We start from the raw sequence: 17,195 nt of genomic DNA on the forward strand, positions 1-17,195 counted from the left end.
GCCGCCAAGGCTGCGGCCGGCGAGCCGCGTCTGGCGCTGCGGCTCGACCAGCTCGCCGGCGCGCAGCGGCTCGAGGGCGAAGCCGCCGAGCTGGCGGCGGGCGTCGCGGCCGGCGAGGCGCGTGCCCGCGATGCCGCGGAGCGCCGGCGCGCCTACGGCGAGCAGGCCGCGAAGGCGCAGGAAATGCTTGGCCGCGCGGCGGCCAAGCAGGCGGAGCTGCGCGCCGAGCTGAAGGCAGCGGAGCTGACCGCCGCGGACCGCGAGAGGCGCGCGCGCCTGACGAAGCGGCTGCAGCAGCACGGCCAGCTGGCCGCGCAGGCGGAAGCGTCGCGGGCGGAGCTGGACGCGGCCGCCGGGCGTCTGGCGCAGGCGCAGGCAGCCCGGGAGGCGGCCCGGGCCGAGCATCGGGCGGCGCGCGAGGCGCTGGCCGCGCAGGCGGCCGAGCTGCTGCCGGCCGGCGGCGTGCTGGCGCACGCGGCCGGCAAGCTGCGGGAAGCCGCGGCCGCGATTCCGATATGGGCGGAACGCGCGCGGGAGGCGCAGCGCGAGCAGGCGCGCCTGGAGCTCGCCGCGCAGCTGGCTGCGGATTTGCGGGACGGCGATGCATGTCCCGTCTGCGGGTCGCGCGAGCATCATGCGCGGCACCGCGCGCCGTTCGCGGCGGAGGAACGCGCGGACGCGCTGCTTCGCGGCTGGGAGGAGCTGAACGTCCGCTGCCAGCGGCTGCAGCTCGAGCTCTCGCCGCTGCAGGCGCGGGCGGAAGCCGCCGCGGAGCGGCTGCTGGAGACACTCGAAGCTAGCCGCTTCGAGGAAGCGAACGCGGGAGCGGCGACGTCCGGTGCCGAGCGGGAATTCGGCGCCGCACACGGTTCCGGCCAAGCGGCTGATGCGGCTTCCGGACAGGATGCCGCCTCCGGGCAGGACGCCGGAGCCGCGGCCGCGCTCGGTGCCGCGGAGAGGCTCCGCCGGGAGGTGGCGGCCGCGGCGGAAGCGGCGGTCGCGGCGCAGGCGGAATCGCTCGCCGCGCTCGCGCCGGCCGGGCTTGAAATGGCGCCGGCGGAAGCGCTGGACCGCTGCGCGCGGGCGCTGGACGCGGTCCGCGAACTGACGGCCGCCGCCGGCCAGCGGCTCGCGGCCGGCGAGAAGGCCGCGGCCGCCGCGCGCGCCCGCTGCGCGGAGACGGAGCGCCGGCTCGAGCAGAGCGCGGCGGCCTGCGCGACGCAGGAAGCGCTGGCCGACCGCGCGCGGGCGCATGAAGCGCAGTGCCGGCAAGCGCTGGAGCGCGAGCTCGCGGAGTGGACGGCCGAGCTCGGGCCGGAGCTGAACCCGGATACGGCGGAAGCGGCGCTGAACGCGCTCGACCGGCGGGAAGCCGCCGCGGACGAGCTGCGCGGCCGTCTGGACCGCAGCGTCACGTACATTGAGGAGACGACGCGGACGAAGGATGAGAGCGAGAAGCTCGCCAACGAAGCCGAGCTGGAAGCCGTCGGGCTGGAAGCGTCGCTTCATGCCCGGCGTGAGCAGCTGGACGAGAAGCGGCAGCATTTGGCTGCCATCACGGGCGGACAGCCGGCCGCTTCGTTGCTTCGCGAGGCGGAGCGGGAGCTCGCCGAGCTGCGGACCCGGACCGCCGAGCGCTCGCGGCGTCACGAAGACGCGCAGCGGGAGCTGCAGCAGGCGGCTGAGCAGCGGACCGGGGCCATGGAAGCCGAACGCGCCGCGGAGGAGCGCCGGCGCGAAGCCGACGCCGAGCGGACGGCCGCCTTGGAGCGGTCGCCGTTCGAGAGCGAGGAGGAGGTCAACGCCCTCAGGCCGATGCTGGATCGGCAGGCTGCGATCGCGGACCTCGTGGCGAAGCACCGGGAAGAAGAGCGGCAGCTAGCGGCACAGGCGTCCCTGCTGCGCGAGCAGCTCGGCGGCCGCACACTGACGGAAGAGGAATGGGAGACATCCGCCGCGGAGCTCGCTTCGCGGCGCGCGGCAAGCGAGCTTGGCCTGCAGGAGGCCGCGAAGGCGGAACGGGATCTGGAGTCGCTGCGCGGCAAGCAGGAACGATGGCTCGCGCTGGAGGAGAAGCGCTCGGACATGGAGCGGCTGACGAATCGGCTGAAATCGCTGCAGACCGTCTTCCGCGGCAATGCGTTCGTGGAATACGTCGCCGAGGAGCAGCTGGTGCAGGTGTGCCGGGCCGCTTCGGAGCGGCTGGGCTTCCTGACCAAGCGCCGTTACGCGCTTGAGGTCGATTCCGGCGGCGGCTTCGTCATCCGCGACGATGCCGCGGGCGGCATCCGGCGTCCGGTATCGACGCTCTCCGGCGGGGAGACGTTCCTCGCGTCGCTTGCGCTTGCGCTCGCGCTGTCGGGCCAAATCCAGCTGCGGGGCAAGTATCCGCTTCAGTTTTTCTTCCTGGACGAGGGCTTCGGCACGCTGGATCCCGAGCTGCTGGACACGGTCATCACCGCGCTCGAGAAGCTGCACCACGAGACGCTCGCGGTCGGCGTTATCAGCCACGTGCCGGAGCTGCGGGCAAGGCTGCCGCGGCGGCTGATCGTCACCCCGCCGGAGCCGTTCGGCCGGGGGAGCACGGTCGAGCTGGAGACGATGTGACGGAACTGTTAACGTTGGGCGCGTCCGGTTGCTTTCTGTGCGGGAAACCGCTAACGTAGGGAGAGAATGCCAGGGGAGCCATTATAGGTCTAACTGGCGGAACTTGCGTGCGTAGGGGGCAGTCTTGTGGAAGAGCAGCAGGCCAAACGGCCGATTTTCACGCCGATCGTGCTGTTATTGCTGACCGTCAGCTTAATCGGCAACGTGTTCTTATATTCCAAACTCATTCAGAACGACCAGACGTCCAAGGAAGACCGCGGCGCGGCGGTCATTCGCTCCGGCAACGGCGCGAAAGCGTTCTTCGACGAAGCCGCCGCCGATACAGGCGACCTGCTCGCGAAGGGAGACATCGCGGGCCGCATGCTGGCGAAGAGCAAGCTGCTGGCCGCCTACCGGCAAGCTTCGTCCGCGGCGGACTTCATCCGGGCGGCCGAAGACGCGAACGGCAGGAAGTTTGCGGCGCGGCGCGGCGCGGATGAGTTCCTGGATCAATCGCTCGCGTCGCTGCAAGCGATCGGCAATCACGAGGGGCCGCTCACTTCAGGGGAGCAGGCATACTTGAATGAATTGCTTCATGTATTCAACGCCTGCCGGCAGGAGCTGTCGGCCTTCCAGCACGAGACGATCAACAAGGAGCAGTCGCTTGCCATTCTGGTCGACGCCAGCTGGCTGTCCGTCGCCGGCAGCGTGCTGACGGAAATGAACAAACCCGCGGACCTCGCGTACAAGGGTTGAATGAATCGAGATGAATAATAAGACCGGCCACGGTTCCTTTTGCCTAGGAACGCGGCCGGTCTTTTGCATGTATGCTTCTCGCAGCATCTAGATCGCTTCGAGATGCGACTCGATCCCTTCTAGATGCAACTCGATCACTGCTCGATGCAACTCGATCAACTCGATCGCTGCTCGATGCAATTCGATCGTCCTTCCGAGCCCACTCCGGACTACCGATCCGTCAAACCCTGGCTTGCAGCTTTTCCAACTCGCCGATGAGCCGTCCGGCGGCCAGACGGCCGCTCGAGAAGGCGCGTTCCGCCAGCTCGCCTTTGCCCTCGCAGCCGTCCCCGCAAAAATAAAACGGCATGCTTTCGATCCGTATCGGCAACAGCTTGTTGCCCGCGACGTTTTTGACGCTCTGCACCATCGCCTTCTTCGAGACGCGCTTGACGGCAACGGCGTCCCGCCAGCCCGGATAGTGGCGGTCGAACAGCGCTTCCATCTGTGCCGTCCGCTCCTCGAGGTAAGCTTTCCGGTCAGCTTCGCCGCCGCTTCGCTCGTCGCTGAGGTAGGCGATGCCCTGCAGCAGCTGCCCGCCCTCCGGCACGAGGGTATGATCCGTCGCGGACACGTCCGAGATGAACAGCTTATGGTTCATGTCGCTGATATAGCTGAACGGCCGGGCGATGACCTGATGCAGACCGACGTCGTAGACCATCGCTTCCGTGGCGGTATTGCGCTCGTACGGCTCGAGGAACGGTTCCCACGGCGTGCCGCGCAGCAGCTTGACGACCTGCTGGACCGGCATCGCGAAGACGACGCGGTCGAATGCTTCCTCGCGCGATTTCGTCGTCAAGACGTATCGGCCGTGCTCGTACCGGATGCCGTCGACGCCTTCCTGCAGGGCGATCGTCCAGCGCGTGGACAGGCTGATCTTGTCCCGCAGCTGATCGGTGATGACAGCCCAGCTGCCGAGCACGTAATTGACCGGACGCTGGGACAGGAACAGGTTATGGTAATAGTCGGCGATGACGGGACCAGGCACGCGGCGCGCGTCCTCAGGCGTGATGAAGAAGTTGCTGCACACCAGATGCTCCCATAATTCCTTGACGTCCTCGCCCGCGCCGGATTCCCGCAGGTAATCCCCGAGCGTCGCGTAATGCTTCAACTGGTGGATGTTCGCGATGATCGCCGTGATCTCCCCGACGAACCGAACCTTCTGCATCGCGCTCAAAATATCCGTCTTGACCAGGTTGATGAAATCGAGCGGCGCCGGCGTCAGCCGCTCGCCTTTCTCGTACATGACCTTCCGCTTGTCGACCTGCTTGCTCCCGAAGCGCAGATGCAGCTCCCGCTCCATCACGGTGAGGGTGTGACGGTCGAGGCCGTAGACGGCGTGCGCGCCGTAATTGAGCGTGAACCCGGCCTTCTCGTAGGTAAACGCGCGTCCGCCCAGCTGCGGGCTCCTCTCGAACAACACGCCTTCGACGTCCGGCTGGACTGATAGGTACGCGGCCGCCGTCAATCCGGCGAGTCCGCCTCCGATAATCGCCACTCTCATGCTGCTTGCCTCCTCCCAACGAATCGACGGCCAAGCCGGCCTAAGCGGCCCGAAGCCCCCCGAAGCCCCCCGGCTCGGCCTGTCTCCTTGGAGCGCTGCGTCGCCGCGCGCTCTTGCTTTTTCCATTATACGCGCGGCAAGATGGCCGATCTATCTCGTTTTCGGCTGATATTCCCATCGAATCGGCATCGATCCGCACTCGGGATAAACGCCCATTTTGCCCGCCCATAGGCGCCATTTGCCCACGGGCGAATATCATGGTAATAGATTGAAGGAGGTCATGTGAAGAGATGGAGAAGAAAGTGACAACGTCCCCGGTCGGCAAGCCGTCCTCGAAAGGCGCGACGATTGCCCCGGCGAGCAAACCGTCGTCGAAGGGAATCGCCGCCTTCCAGCTGGGGAAGGCATCCAAAGGCGCGACCGGCAAAAAGTCGACCGGAACGATCCCGGCCCCGCCGTCGAAGACGCCGACGGCGCCGATCGGGACGCCAAAGCCGAGCACGCATCACGTCCATAAGCATGAAATGAAGCATTGGTGCCACGAGCACATGCACCGCTACGTGCTCGCGCATACGCACGACGGCTGGTGCTGCGACGGCTTCATCGAGCATATCGACGACGAAGTCGTCTGCCTGGCGGTGCCCCATTGCGGCGGCATGGACCGCGCGTTTTTCCCAGGACCGTTTTTCCCGCCGCTGTACCCGTATCCGTTCTTCCCCCGACGCCGTTTCTACCGGCAGGTATTCCCGCTCGCGGCGCTCGTCGGCCTGTCGCTGCTGCCGTATTATTAAGCCTTGGCGGCCTTCGCTGCCGCCCCGTCCGCACGAACCAGCGTTCAACGACCGGACGCTGGTTCCTCGCATTGGACTTGCTTACTTTTTTTCGATATGATGGATAGCAGGTAGCACCGATATCGGCGGGAAAGGAGCTTTAAGCATGGATTGCATTTTTTGCGGCATCATTGAGGGCAGCATTCCGTCCAACAAAGTGTTCGAAAGCGACCGCGTCGTGGCTTTCCGCGACATTCAGCCCGCGGCGCCCGTACATATCCTCATCATCCCGAAGAAGCATATCCCGACGATGAACGACGTGACGTCCGAGGACGACGCGCTGATGGCGGAGCTGTTCGCGGCCGCCCGGCAGATCGCGGGGGAGCTCGGCATCGCGGAATCCGGCTACCGTCTCGTCAACAACGTGAACGGCGACGGCGGACAAGTCGTGTATCATCTGCATCTTCACCTGCTCGGCGGGACGAAGCTGAAGGGCCTCAATTAGGTAAAAAAATAGCTTGTCCGTTCAAGTTGACACTGCCTTTCGTTATCAACTATAATTAAATTTGATGAACCGTGTTAACTTTCTTGGACGGTCTGATTCGGAGGGAGGGAAAACTGGTGTCTGAAACAAAAGTTCGCAAAAACGAGACGATCGATGCTGCACTCCGCCGCTTCAAACGTACCATCGCAAAGGATGGCGTATTGGCCGAGGTGAAGAAACGCAAGCATTATGAGAAGCCTAGTGTCAAGCGTAAGTTGAAGTCCGAGGCTGCGCGCAAGAGAAAGTTTTAGGAGGATCCTTCCACGATGAACCTTAGCGAACGATTGAACGACGATATGAAGCAGGCGATGAAGAGCCAGGACAAATTCAAGCTCACGACGATTCGGATGCTCCGCGCATCCATCAAGAATCAGGAGATCGAGCTGAAACGTCCGCTTGAAGACGCCGAAGTGCTTGATATCTTAAGTCGTGAGATCAAACAACGTAAAGATTCCCTCCAAGAATTTGAAAAAGCCGGCCGCGACGAGCTTGCGAAAGGCGTCGCAGCAGAAATTGAAATTATTAGTGAATACCTGCCTCAGCAGCTGACCGAAGAAGAGATCAAGTTGATTGTTCAGCAGACCATCCAGGAAACCGGTGCTTCTTCGAAAGCCGAGATGGGGAAAGTCATGAGCGCTCTTATGCCGAAAGTCAAAGGGCGTGCTGATGGTAAACTAGTAAACACATTTGTGCAGCAATTTCTGCAATAACATAGGCTGACAGCCAAACACTCCTCCTTCGGGGGAGTGTTTTTTCGTGCTGCCGCCGGCCCGGCCCCTATTGACACGGCGACTTCGGGTGGGCGACAATTAGGGCTAACCTACCGAAACGAGGCTCCGCGTCCATGCTGCGAAATTGGAAAGACATTTTACTGCTCGCCATTCCATCCTTGGTTTCCTTTGCAAGCGCTACCGTCGTCGGCACCATCAATCTGATCATCGTCGGGCAGCTCGGCTCGCTCATCATCGCGATCGTCGGCGTATCCAACATCATTATGTACAATGCGTTCGCCTTGTTCTCCGGCATCGGGCACACCGTCAATTATCTCGTCGCGCAAAATTACGGGGCGGGCGACATGAAGCGGGGCATTCAGCGGACCTACATCGCGATGTACATGTGTCTGACGTTCGCACTGCTGATCGCGCTGGTCGGCCTGGTCGGCGCCGACGACGTGCTGCGGTGGACCGGCGGCTCGTCGGAGCTCGTGCACACGGGCACCTTCTATCTGGAGCTGCGGTTTTACGCCATGTCCTTTGGCATCGTCAATTTCGCGTTTCACGGCTTTTTGCGCGGCATCGGGGCGACCAAAATGTCCATGATCGTCTCGTTGATGGCGAACGTGCCGATCCTCGTCCTCACGTACCTGCTGACGTACGGCAAGCTCGGCCTGCCGGAGCTCGGGTTAAAGGGCGCGGGGTACGCCATACTAATCGGCGAAAGCGCTCAGACGCTTATTTGCGCGTTCATCTTCTTCTTCGTGCTGAACAAGAAGTTTCAGACCCGGCGTTACTTGACCTTGACGTTCAAGTGGGTCGAAATGAAGCTGATCGCGCAGGAGAGCGGCAAGCTCGGCATGCAGGAATTTTCGCTCAGCCTCTCGATGTATATCTTCACGGCGTTCGTCGCGCGGCTCGGCGACCAGGCGCTGGCGGCCAACGAAGTGGCGCTCAGCATTATGTCCTTTGGCTTCATGCCGGCCTTCGCGTTCGGCTCGACCGCGACGATCCTCGTCGGGCAGTTCGTGGGCAAAGGGACGCCGCTGCTCGGCCGGCGCGTCGGCACGGACACGGCGATATTGGGCGGCACGTTCCTCGTGCTGCTCGGAACGGGGGAATTTATTTTCGCCGAGCATATTACGCATCTGTATACGAACGACGCCGAGGTGTACCAGCTCGCCGCTTACTTGATCAAGGCGTCCGCGTACCTGCAAATCTTCGACGGCCTGCTGAACTTCTACGCGGGCGGGCTGCGCGGCATCGGCGACACGACGTTTTTGCTGCGGGTTTCGTTCATCGTCAGCTGGTTTCTGTTCGTGCCGCTCGCCTACCTGTTCATCTTCGTCTTCCATTGGGGGAGCATGGGCGCCTGGCTGGCGCTGTACACGTTCCTGATGGTATTCGGCTTGTCGGTCATGGTCCGGTTCTACCGGACGGACTGGACTGCGGTCCGGCTGAAAGAAGCCGCGCATGCGTAAGGGTTGAAACATGTCGGGGCCGCATCCGTACTAGAGGAGTAGGTTGCGTCGTGCGATAGGCGTACAAAGGAGGGGCTAGTGTGCGGAAAGTCCAGCGTTGGAACTCCAGGTGGCTGCTGTCCGTCGCCGTGCTGCTCGGATTCGTGCTCGCGGGAACGGCGGCCGCAGTGCCGAAAGCCGCGGCCGCCGGCGATTCCGTCGGCTCGACGGTTTACGTTGTCAAAGCAGACCGGTCGGTGGAAACCGGGCTGTACCAGCATTTGAAACGGGCTTATAAGGAAGCCGAGGAGGCGAAAGCGAGCCGGGTGCTGCTCGTGCTCGACACGCTCGGCGGGCGGGTCGACAGCGCGCTTGACATCGGGGAGCTGGTCCGCGAAAGCAAGGTGCCTACGGCCGCCTACGTGCAGGGCAAGGCCGTATCGGCCGGCACGTACATCGCGCTGAACGCGAAGCAGATCGTCATGCAGCCGGGCAGCACCATCGGCGCGGCGGCCGTCGTGGACGAAACCGGAACGCTCGTCGACAATCCGAAGACGGTGTCGTTTTGGACGGAGACGATGAAGTCCGCGGCGGAATTGAACGGGCGCAACCCCGACATCGCCGCGGCCATGGTCAATCCGTCACTGACGGTCGAGCTGAAGGAGCTAGGGCGCACGAAGGAGAAGGGCGAGGTGCTGGCGCTGACCGCCCAGGAAGCGGTCAAGGCCGGCTATGCCGAGTATACGGCGGAGACGGAGCAAGCGGCGATCGACGGCTTGAAGCTGGATCAGCCGAACGTGGTCCATTATGAAGCGAGCGTGCTGGAGAAGATCGGCGATTTCCTGACGCATCCCGCCGTCATGACGATTCTGCTGATCATCGGCATCGCCGGCATCGCCGTCGAATTCCTGGTGCCCGGCTTCGGGGTGCCCGGGGTTATCGGCGCGCTGGCGTTCGTGCTTTACTTCTTCGGCCATTACGTGACGGGGTTCGCCGGCTTCGAGGACGTCGCGCTGTTCATCGCGGGTCTCTTGCTGCTCGTCTCGGAGTTCTTCCTGCCGAGCTTCGGCATCCTCGGCATTCTCGGGTCCTCCGCGCTCGTCGCGGGCGTCCTGCTTGCTTCGCCGAGTCCCAAGTCCGCGCTGCTCTCGCTCGTCGTCGCGCTCGTCGCCGCGGCCGTCATCGTTTACTTGGTCGCGAGGCGCTTCGCGCATCAGGGCGTGTGGAACAAATTCATCCTGCGGGACCAGCTCACGACCGACAAGGGGTATTCTTCCTCAGCGAACAAAGCGGACTATCTCGGCCGCAGCGGCGTCGCGTTGACGCCACTGCGGCCGGCCGGCACGGCGCGCTTCGGCGACGAGCGCGTCGACGTGGTAACGTCCGGCGAGTTCGTCGCGCCGCATTCGGAAGTGGTCGTCGTCAAAGTCGAGGGCACCCGCGTCGTTGTAAGGCCGAAAGGCGAGAATGAATAATTTGGAGGGATTTCAGTGACGCTTGATCCGACCGTAACGATCATCATCATCGTCGTGCTTGCCGTAATCGCTATTTCCGTATTTTTAAGCTTCTTCCCGATCATGCTGTGGATTTCCGCGCTCGCGTCCGGCGTTCGCGTCGGCATTATTACGCTTGTCGCCATGCGGCTGCGCCGCGTCGTCCCGAGCCGCATCGTCAATCCGCTGATCAAGGCGACCAAGGCCGGGCTCGGCCTCACGATCAATCAGCTGGAAAGCCACTTCCTGGCCGGCGGCAACGTCGACCGGGTCGTCAATTCGCTGATCGCGGCGCAGCGCGCCAACATCGAGCTGGAATTCGAGCGCGCCGCCGCTATCGACCTGGCGGGACGCGACGTGCTGCAGGCCGTGCAGATGAGCGTCAACCCGCGCGTCATCGAGACGCCGATCGTCGCCGCGGTCGCGAAGAACGGCATCGAAGTAAAGGTTAAGGCCCGCGTCACCGTGCGCGCGAACATCGACCGGCTCGTCGGCGGCGCCGGCGAAGAAACGATCATCGCCCGCGTCGGCGAAGGCATTGTCACAACGGTCGGCTCCTCCGAGTCGCACAAGGACGTCCTTGAAAATCCGGATCTCATTTCCCGCACGGTGCTTGGCAAAGGGCTCGACGCGGGCACGGCGTTCGAGATTCTGTCCATCGACATCGCGGACGTCGACGTCGGCAAAAACATCGGCGCCCATCTGCAGACGGAGCAGGCGGAAGCCGACAAACGGATCGCTCAGGCGAAGGCGGAAGAGCGCCGCGCCATGGCCGTCGCGCAGGAGCAGGAAATGAAAGCCCGCGTCGTCGAGATGCGCGCGCTCGTCGTGGAAGCAGAGTCCCAAGTGCCGCTCGCCATGTCCGAGGCGCTCAAGTCCGGCAAAATCGGCGTGCTGGATTACATGAACTTCAAAAATATCGAAGCCGATACGAGCATGCGGAATTCGATCGGCAAAGACGGGACCGAGAAGGATGAGCGGTAATGGCCGGCGGCCGCTTGCCGGTTGATCCGAACGGGGAGGTGACCGCATGGAAGAGCTGCTGAAGCTGCTGTTCTCGAATATTTACGTCGTCATCATCATCGCGGGCATCGTGCTGTCGCTGCTGAACAAGGCGCGCGGCAAGCAAGGTTCCGGCAGCAACCGGATGCCGCCCTTCGGCGGAGGCTCCGCCGGACGTCCGCTGCCCCGGCCGCTTGCCGGCCGCCCGCCGCAGCGGCCGGAAGCCCGAAGCGCGCAGCAGCAGGCGATGCCGCGGCAGGAAGGCGGTGAGCCAGCGAGCGCGGCTGCACCGCCGCCGGAAACGGCCGGTCCGCTGGGCGGGTCGGTGTATACGTCGCGGATGAATCCGTCCGGCGCAAGCGTTAGCGAGGAGTCGGTCAGCGCCGAGCTTACCGGCGGCACGCTGCTGGCGCGCGCGCTCGAAGCGGAGCGCGCCTCCGGGGCGTTCCCGAAGCCGTCCGAAAGCGCGCCGGTTCCGGCATCCGCTCGTCCGCAGACGGGCAGTGCGGCGTTCCGCGCGCCGCGCGGCCAAGACCTCCGTCAGGCGTTCGTCATGTCCGAGGTGCTTGGACCGCCCAGATCGAAGCGGCCGCTCAAGCAGAAGTAAGCGGCATTGCCGCAAGCATCCGTTCCTTTCGGAACGGGTGCTTTTTTAATTTGCGCGTCTGCCGCGGGAGCGGCCCCGGCGTTCTCATATTTCCAGTCCTTCCCGCATAGTTTGGTACAGTACGGGAAGGGGGCCTCTGCCAGGATGCGCCGCATCAATCGCAAACTTCGAAAAATGGCTGCCGATTTGCTGGACCTGCCGCAGGACGTCGTTTTGGATTTGCCCCGTCTCACGATGATCGGCGACCGGCAGCTGTATATTGAGAACCATCGCGGCGTCCTGCATTTCTCCAGCGACAAGCTGCGACTGGCCCTGAGCAAAGGCGAACTCGAAGTGACCGGGAGCGACCTGGTCATTCGCACCATTTGGACGGAAGAAGTATTCGTGGAAGGCATCATAAAAAATATCGAGGTCCGAGAATAAGGGGGCATACGGATGGATGCGACATGGATGCAATGGCTGCGGGGCTTCGTCGCGGTCACCATACGCGGCCGGGAGCTGGAGCGGCTCGTGAACGAAGCGCTCGCGGATGGGCTGCGGCTGTGGTCCATTCGCCGCACGAAGGAAGGCGAGCTGGGCTGCTTCGTCGTCCTGGGCGATTATTTCCGGCTGCGGCCGCTGCTGAAGCGGACAGGCTGCCGGGTGCATGTCCAAGAGCGGCTCGGCATGCCGTTCTGGCTGCAGCGGATGCGGAAGCGCGTTTTTTTTGCGGCGGGGCTCGTCCTGTTCTTTGTCGGGATGTACTTGCTCTCCTCGCTCGTCTGGTCGATCGACGTGCAGGGCAACGACAAGCTGTCGGACGAGCAAATCCTGCAAGCGGCCAAGGCGGAGGGGTTGTATCCATTCCAATGGTCGTTCCGGCTGGAGGACTCGTCCGTCCTATCGCGCCATCTGGCGCAGAAGCTGCCGGGAGCGGCCTGGATCGGCGTGGAGAAGAGAGGCACGCACGTGACGATCCGGATCGTGGAATCGGCCACGCCGGAACCCAAGCCCCTGCTCAATCCCCGCCATCTCGTCGCCTCCACGGACGCGGTCGTCACGAAAGTGATGGCGGAGACCGGAAACCCGATGGTCCGGCCGAATATGAAGGTCAAGCAGGGCGATATTCTGATCTCGGGCCTGCTCGGCGACGCGGCGAACGGCAAGGCGGTCGTGGCCAAGGGCGAGGTGAAGGGGCTCGTCTGGCACGAATACGACATCGTATCGCCGCTGACGCGGACGACGAAAGTATACACGGGCAACAAGAAAGTGATCTGGTACGGCGTCGCGGGCGGCCGGGGCCTTCAGGTCAGCGGCTTCGGCAAAATCCCGTACGCCATGTACGAGCGCGTGACGGAGGAGGACCGGGCGGCGTGGCGGACGCTGAAGCTGCCGTTCGGGCGAATGAAGGAGACGATTCTGGAGGTCAAGATGCAGCAGCAGACGGTGAGCGCCGAGCAGGCCAGAGCGGAGGGCATCGAGCAGGCGAAGGCCGATTTGCTGGCCAAAGTCGGGCCTGGCGCGCAGATTCTCGCGGAAAACATTTTGCATGAAAAGACGGACAATGGTAAAGTTTATTTGAAAGTGTTTTTCGAAGTGGACCAGTCGATCGTGAAAGAGAGACCTTTAGTTCAAATGCAAGGGGACTGAGAATGTTTGCCGAATGAATTCAAGGTAGTCAAAATTCCGCTCGCGAACGCGGCGGAAGGGCTGGCGCTGTTCGGCCCGCAGGATAAATATTTGCGGCTCGTGCAGCAGCAGTCGTCCTCCGACATCATGTCGCGCGAGGCGGAGATCGCGATCTCCGGCCCGGCCGACGAGGTCGAATCGCTTGAGCAATTGTACACGGTGCTCCAGCAGCTCGTCCGAGGCGGGTACTCGCCGTCGGAGCGGGATATCGCGTACGCACTCGACTTGTCCCGCACGCTGCAGGCCGACCAGCTGCTCGACCTGTTTAAGGCGGAAATCACGACGACGTTCCGCGGCAAGCCGATTCGCGTCAAGACGATCGGCCAGCGGACTTACGTCAAAACGATCAAAAAAATGGATATTGTCTTCGGCATCGGACCAGCCGGGACGGGCAAAACGTACCTGGCCGTCGTGCTGGCCGTCGCGGCGCTCAAGGAAGGCTCGGTCAAACGGATCGTCCTGACCCGCCCCGCCGTGGAAGCGGGCGAGAATCTCGGCTTCCTGCCGGGCGATCTGCAGGAGAAGGTCGATCCGTATCTGCGGCCGCTCTACGACGCGCTGCACGACGTGCTGGGTCCCGATCAGACGACGAAAGCGTTCGAGCGCGGCCTGATCGAAGTCGCGCCGCTCGCGTACATGCGCGGACGAACGCTCGAGGACTCATTTATCATCCTGGATGAGGCGCAGAACACGACGCCGGAGCAGATGAAGATGTTCCTGACGCGGCTCGGCTTCGGCTCCAAGATGGTCGTCACCGGCGACGTCACCCAGATCGACCTGCCGCGGGGCAAGCGCTCCGGCCTCATCGAGGCGCAGCGGATCCTGCGGGACATCCCGGAAATCGGCTTCATCGTCTTCGGCGAACAGGACGTGGTCCGGCACTCGCTGGTGCAAAAAATCATTACCGCTTACAATTTGGACGCGGAGAATCGGGACGAATAAGCATACGGCTTGAACGGCAAAGCGTTCGCACGCGCTTTGCTCGTTCTTTTTTCCGGCGGGCTCGCCCGCTCGGCCCCCGCGCGCGAAGCGGAGGCCGGGAAAGATGAAATTCGTTTAATGGGCTTGTGTTCGGACAGCCGGAAGGTATAAAATCTCTTCAAGCCGCCGGACGGCAAGCCTTATCGGGTTTGAAGGGCCGGCAAGGCCTGCGTTTTCCCGTGTTAAGCGGGAGGCCGGGCTCCGAGACGCGCTTGGAATTCGCATCATACTGCACGCAGGGTTGAGATAGGGTCCAAGGGACGCAGTCCCTGGAGGTCCCGCGAGGTTCGGGGGATTTTGAGGGATGCACGCTCTAGGAGGATAGCAACGATGGATAATCAGCAGACCGTTCAAGAGGAAGCGAAGTCGTTCGATTGGAGCAAATGGAAGAACAGCGGTGCCGTTCGCTGGGTGCTGCTGCTGCTCTTCGTGCTGCTTTTTTATTTCAGTCTGGCGCCGCATCTGCTTCCGAAGACATATCACATCGAGCTGAACAAGGCGAGCGACCGCGATATCGAAGCACCGATGGAAATCAAGGACGAGAAAGCGACGCTGCAGGCGCAGGAGCTGGCGGCCGAACAGGTGGAACCGATCTATTCCATCGTCGCGCTCCGCAACGAAACGCTGTTGGAGCAAGTGTTCGCCCGGATGGAACAGCTGAATCAGGACGATCAAGTCTCGCTCGAGAACAAAGTGGCGATCTACCGCAGCGAGATTCCGCAGATGTACATCGACTACGTCGACCAGTTCGTCCGGACGAACAAAGGGAACGGCACCTATAACGACTCGCTGCTGGAAGAAATGGCGAACGTCGTCAAGGAGCAGGCGTACCGCATCCCGGAAGAGACGTTTTACAAAATGCCGCAGCTGACGCCGACGCAGCTGAACGAGATGCAGGTCGTGGCGGTCTCGATCGTCCATAAACTGATGGGCGATTCGCTGCGGGAGGCGGAGACGGCCCGCACGAAGGTCGCGGAGCTCGTCAACGCCAGCTCGCTCAGCGAGCGCAAGTCAAGGGAGATCGTGCAGGAGCTGGCGCGCTACGCGATCATGCCGAACAAATTCCTCGACAAGCAGGCGACGAACGACGCCCGCGTGGCGGCCAAGGAGAACACGCCGCCGGTCGTCATCAAGCAGGGCGACGTCCTCGTTCATAAAGGCGACGTAATCAACAAGGAGATGTACGACCGGCTCGCCTCGTTCGGCTTGCTGCAGACGAAGAAAAACTATTGGCCGCAGCTCGGCCTGCTGCTGTTCTCGGCGCTGTTTCTGATCGTCATCTACGGTTATCTGGAGAAGGCGTCGAATTTGAGCGGCGGCACGCGGACGGGATACACGAACGCGCAGCTGTGCATGCTGCTGCTGATCTATCTGCTAAACATTCTGGCAATGCATATCGTGGAGCTGACCCAGACGGCGGCGATGCCGTATGTTGGGTATTTGGCACCGACGGCGATGGGCGCGATGCTGATCGTGCTGCTGCTCGACGTGCAGCTGGCGGTCGTGAGCTCGTTCGTGTTCGCAATCATGGGCAGCATCATTTTCAATAACGACTCCGGCCGGATTTTCGATTTCGATTACGGCTTTACGACGGCGGTCGTCTCGTTCGCGGCGATCTTCGCCATCCACCGGGCGAGCCAGCGGTCGACGATTCTCAAGGCCGGCATCATGGCCAGCCTGTTCGGGTCGGCTTCGGCGCTCGCGATCATTCTGCTCGGCGAGCTGCCGGCCAAGACCGATCTTATCATGACCGTGGCCTTTGCGTTCGCGAGCGGGCTGCTGACGGCGATTCTCGTGGTTGGCCTCATGCCGTTCTTTGAGGTGACGTTCGGCATTCTGTCGGCGCTGAAGCTGGTCGAGCTGTCAAACCCGAACCACCCGCTGCTGCGCAAGCTGCTGACCGAAACGCCGGGCACGTATCATCACAGCGTCATGGTGGGCAATCTGTCCGAAGCGGCGGCGGAAGCGATCGGCGCGAACGGCCTCTTGTGCCGCGTCGGCTCGTTTTATCACGATATCGGGAAAACGAAGCGGCCCAGTTATTTTATCGAGAATCAGACAAACTATGAGAATCCGCACGATTCCATCGATCCGAAGCTTAGCAAATCCATTATCATCGCGCATGCGCGCGACGGGGTGGAGATGCTGAAGAACCACAAGCTGCCGAAGCCGATCCGCGACATCGCGGAGCAGCATCACGGCACGACGTTCTTGAAGTTTTTCTACCATAAGGCGCTCAAATTGGCGGAAGAGGCTGGCGTCGAGCCCGATTTCACCGAGGAGGATTTCCGCTACCCTGGTCCGAAAGCGCAGTCGAAGGAAGCCGCCATCGTGGGCATCGCCGACAGCGTCGAGGCGGCGGTACGCAGCATGCGCAGCCCGACCATGGAGCAGGTGGAATCGATGATTCACAAGATTATCAAAGGGCGTCTCGACGACGATCAATTCAACGAATGCGACCTGACGCTGAAAGAACTTGAGAAAATCGCGCAGACGTTGAAAGAAACCATCGTGGGCATTTTTCATTCGCGCATCGAATATCCGGAAGACGCGAAACCAAAGGAGCGGCTGGCATGAATTTGCAGTTGGACTGGAGCAACGATCAAGACAAGGTGGTCATCTCCGAAGCGTTCGTCGGCGTGCTAGAGCGGCTGCTGCAGCTCGCGGGAGAAGCGGAAGGCATAACGGAAGGGGAAGTGGCCCTTTCGTTCGTCGACGACGAGCAAATCCACCAATTGAACAAGGAATACCGCAACATCGACCGTCCGACGGACGTTCTGTCCTTCGCGATGCAGGAAGAAACGGACGAAGAATTGGACATTATTTACGAAGTGGACGACGAGAGCGATCCGATTCCGTACGACGGCATGCTCGGCGACATCATCATTTCCGCGGAACGCGCCAAGCTGCAGAGCGAAGAGTACGACCATTCGCTGGAGCGGGAGCTGGGTTTTCTGTTCGTGCACGGATTTCTGCATCTGATCGGCTACGACCATCAGGACGAGGAGAGCGAAGCCGTCATGACCGGAAAGCAGGAAGCGGTGCTGCAGCAGGCAGGCCTGACCCGCTAAG

At 62.4% G+C, this 17,195-nt stretch carries 16 protein-coding genes; 15 read left to right on the forward strand and 1 reads right to left on the reverse strand.

Annotation, left to right across the window (positions count from 1 at the left end; genetic code table 11):
- Positions 1-2,607, forward strand: a 2,607-nt coding sequence (locus ACFPB1_RS02885) for an SbcC/MukB-like Walker B domain-containing protein (RefSeq protein ID WP_379221720.1), incomplete at its 5' end; no start/stop codon positions are given.
- Positions 2,608-2,733: 126 nt separating this feature from the next.
- Positions 2,734-3,342: a hypothetical protein gene (locus ACFPB1_RS02890; protein WP_379221722.1), complete on the forward strand. Its 609-nt coding sequence runs from the start codon at positions 2,734-2,736 to the stop codon at positions 3,340-3,342.
- A gap of 220 nt (positions 3,343-3,562) precedes the next feature.
- Here ACFPB1_RS02890 and ACFPB1_RS02895 read toward each other — a convergent pair whose 3' ends face one another.
- Complete coding sequence (locus ACFPB1_RS02895) at positions 3,563-4,885, reverse strand: FAD-dependent oxidoreductase (protein WP_379221724.1); 1,323 nt, start codon at positions 4,883-4,885, stop codon at positions 3,563-3,565.
- A 290-nt stretch (positions 4,886-5,175) separates the two neighbouring features.
- On the opposite strand from ACFPB1_RS02895, the gene ACFPB1_RS02900 reads away from it, so the two are divergent.
- From ACFPB1_RS02900 to ybeY, 13 genes are all read left to right on the forward strand, one after another.
- Positions 5,176-5,676 carry a hypothetical protein gene (locus ACFPB1_RS02900; RefSeq protein WP_379221726.1) on the forward strand — a complete coding sequence of 167 codons (501 nt, stop codon included), beginning with the start codon at positions 5,176-5,178 and terminating at the stop codon, positions 5,674-5,676.
- A 145-nt stretch (positions 5,677-5,821) separates the two neighbouring features.
- Positions 5,822-6,160, forward strand: coding sequence for a histidine triad nucleotide-binding protein (locus tag ACFPB1_RS02905; RefSeq protein WP_379221728.1), 339 nt, complete (start codon positions 5,822-5,824; stop codon positions 6,158-6,160).
- Positions 6,161-6,276: 116 nt separating this feature from the next.
- Positions 6,277-6,450, forward strand: coding sequence for a 30S ribosomal protein S21 (gene rpsU / locus ACFPB1_RS02910; protein ID WP_090573672.1), 174 nt, complete (start codon positions 6,277-6,279; stop codon positions 6,448-6,450).
- 15 nt (positions 6,451-6,465) lie between these two features.
- Positions 6,466-6,909: a GatB/YqeY domain-containing protein gene (locus tag ACFPB1_RS02915; RefSeq protein ID WP_379221730.1), complete on the forward strand. Its 444-nt coding sequence runs from the start codon at positions 6,466-6,468 to the stop codon at positions 6,907-6,909.
- 134 nt (positions 6,910-7,043) lie between these two features.
- Positions 7,044-8,393 carry an MATE family efflux transporter gene (locus ACFPB1_RS02920; protein WP_379221732.1) on the forward strand — a complete coding sequence of 450 codons (1,350 nt, stop codon included), beginning with the start codon at positions 7,044-7,046 and terminating at the stop codon, positions 8,391-8,393.
- An 80-nt stretch (positions 8,394-8,473) separates the two neighbouring features.
- On the forward strand, positions 8,474-9,847 hold the full coding sequence (locus tag ACFPB1_RS02925; protein WP_379221734.1) for an NfeD family protein: 1,374 nt from the start codon (positions 8,474-8,476) through the stop codon (positions 9,845-9,847).
- A gap of 15 nt (positions 9,848-9,862) precedes the next feature.
- On the forward strand, positions 9,863-10,849 hold the full coding sequence (gene floA / locus ACFPB1_RS02930; RefSeq protein WP_090638482.1) for a flotillin-like protein FloA: 987 nt from the start codon (positions 9,863-9,865) through the stop codon (positions 10,847-10,849).
- Positions 10,850-10,895: 46 nt separating this feature from the next.
- Positions 10,896-11,474, forward strand: a complete 579-nt coding sequence (locus ACFPB1_RS02935; RefSeq protein ID WP_379221737.1) for a hypothetical protein — start codon at positions 10,896-10,898, stop codon at positions 11,472-11,474.
- Between the two features lie 144 nt (positions 11,475-11,618).
- Positions 11,619-11,897, forward strand: a complete 279-nt coding sequence (yqfC, locus tag ACFPB1_RS02940) for a sporulation protein YqfC (protein ID WP_379221739.1) — start codon at positions 11,619-11,621, stop codon at positions 11,895-11,897.
- Between the two features lie 12 nt (positions 11,898-11,909).
- Positions 11,910-13,103, forward strand: coding sequence for a sporulation protein YqfD (gene yqfD / locus ACFPB1_RS02945; RefSeq protein WP_379221741.1), 1,194 nt, complete (start codon positions 11,910-11,912; stop codon positions 13,101-13,103).
- Between the two features lie 6 nt (positions 13,104-13,109).
- Complete coding sequence (locus ACFPB1_RS02950; protein ID WP_379221744.1) at positions 13,110-14,084, forward strand: PhoH family protein; 975 nt, start codon at positions 13,110-13,112, stop codon at positions 14,082-14,084.
- A 369-nt stretch (positions 14,085-14,453) separates the two neighbouring features.
- Complete coding sequence (locus tag ACFPB1_RS02955; protein WP_379221746.1) at positions 14,454-16,700, forward strand: HD family phosphohydrolase; 2,247 nt, start codon at positions 14,454-14,456, stop codon at positions 16,698-16,700.
- A complete protein-coding gene (gene ybeY / locus ACFPB1_RS02960; protein ID WP_379221748.1) occupies positions 16,697-17,194 on the forward strand; it encodes an rRNA maturation RNase YbeY in 498 nt (165 codons plus the stop codon). Before ACFPB1_RS02955 ends, ybeY begins: the two co-directional genes overlap by 4 nt.
- Position 17,195 lies beyond the last annotated feature (1 nt).

The sequence above is a fragment of the Paenibacillus sp. GCM10023250 genome (genome assembly GCF_042653205.1).
In the GTDB taxonomy this organism is placed as follows: domain Bacteria; phylum Bacillota; class Bacilli; order Paenibacillales; family Paenibacillaceae; genus Paenibacillus_Z.

Excerpts from the sequence above, each read along its gene's own strand:
- ACFPB1_RS02915 (WP_379221730.1), top strand. The coding sequence starts at position 6,466 with ATGAACCTTAGCGAACGATTGAACGACGATATGAAGCAGGCGATGAAG.
- ACFPB1_RS02905 (WP_379221728.1), top strand. The coding sequence starts at position 5,822 with ATGGATTGCATTTTTTGCGGCATCATTGAGGGCAGCATTCCGTCCAAC.
- ACFPB1_RS02895 (WP_379221724.1), bottom strand. The coding sequence starts at position 4,885 with ATGAGAGTGGCGATTATCGGAGGCGGACTCGCCGGATTGACGGCGGCC.
- ACFPB1_RS02955 (WP_379221746.1), top strand. The coding sequence starts at position 14,454 with ATGGATAATCAGCAGACCGTTCAAGAGGAAGCGAAGTCGTTCGATTGG.
- ACFPB1_RS02900 (WP_379221726.1), top strand. The coding sequence starts at position 5,176 with ATGGAGAAGAAAGTGACAACGTCCCCGGTCGGCAAGCCGTCCTCGAAA.
- ACFPB1_RS02935 (WP_379221737.1), top strand. The coding sequence starts at position 10,896 with ATGGAAGAGCTGCTGAAGCTGCTGTTCTCGAATATTTACGTCGTCATC.
- ACFPB1_RS02920 (WP_379221732.1), top strand. The coding sequence starts at position 7,044 with ATGCTGCGAAATTGGAAAGACATTTTACTGCTCGCCATTCCATCCTTG.
- yqfC (WP_379221739.1), top strand. The coding sequence starts at position 11,619 with ATGCGCCGCATCAATCGCAAACTTCGAAAAATGGCTGCCGATTTGCTG.
- ybeY (WP_379221748.1), top strand. The coding sequence starts at position 16,697 with ATGAATTTGCAGTTGGACTGGAGCAACGATCAAGACAAGGTGGTCATC.
- yqfD (WP_379221741.1), top strand. The coding sequence starts at position 11,910 with ATGGATGCGACATGGATGCAATGGCTGCGGGGCTTCGTCGCGGTCACC.